1 protein-coding gene is annotated in these 589 nt (G+C 50.6%); it reads left to right on the forward strand.

From position 1 onward, the window contains the following. The coding region (gltA, locus tag NZ740_10760; protein ID MCS6772478.1) for a citrate (Si)-synthase at nt 1-449 on the forward strand (449 nt) is incomplete at its 5' end. Nucleotides 450-589 lie beyond the last annotated feature (140 nt).

Below are 589 nucleotides of genomic sequence, written 5' to 3' on the forward strand. Positions count from 1 at the left end.
AAGGTGGTAACATCCGCAAATTTGTGGATATGGCCAAAGACAAGAACTCCAACTTCCGGCTGATGGGCTTTGGCCACCGGGTGTATAAGAATTTCGACCCACGTGCCAAAATCATCAAAAAGGCGTGCATGGACGTGCTCAATCGCCTTGGCATCAAGGATCCGCTGTTGGAGATTGCGGTGCAACTGGAAGAGGTCGCACTCAAAGACGAGTATTTCGTCGAGCGCAAACTCTATCCCAACGTGGATTTTTATAGTGGGATCATATACCGCGCGATTGGTATCCCGACTGATATGTTTACTGTGATGTTTGCCTTGGGCCGCATGCCGGGTTGGATTGCGCAGTGGAAGGAAATGATCGAAAATCCTGGGGCCAAGATCGGCAGGCCACGGCAAATTTATAATGGCCCTACGCAGCGCCCCTATATTCCAATAGAACAGCGCGGCTAGCGGGGTTGCCAGCCGCGCCGCAGCTTATTGCTGCTTTTCTGGTTGTTTTTCTTCGGGACGGATTTTGCCCAGGGTGTCCTGAACCAGTTTCTGTGCCTGAGCAGTGACTTCGTTTAGATTGTTAATAGCATTGTTGACAA

It is taken from the genome of Kiritimatiellia bacterium, assembly GCA_025054615.1.
Taxonomy (GTDB): domain Bacteria; phylum Verrucomicrobiota; class Kiritimatiellia; order CAIVKH01; family CAIVKH01; genus JANWZO01.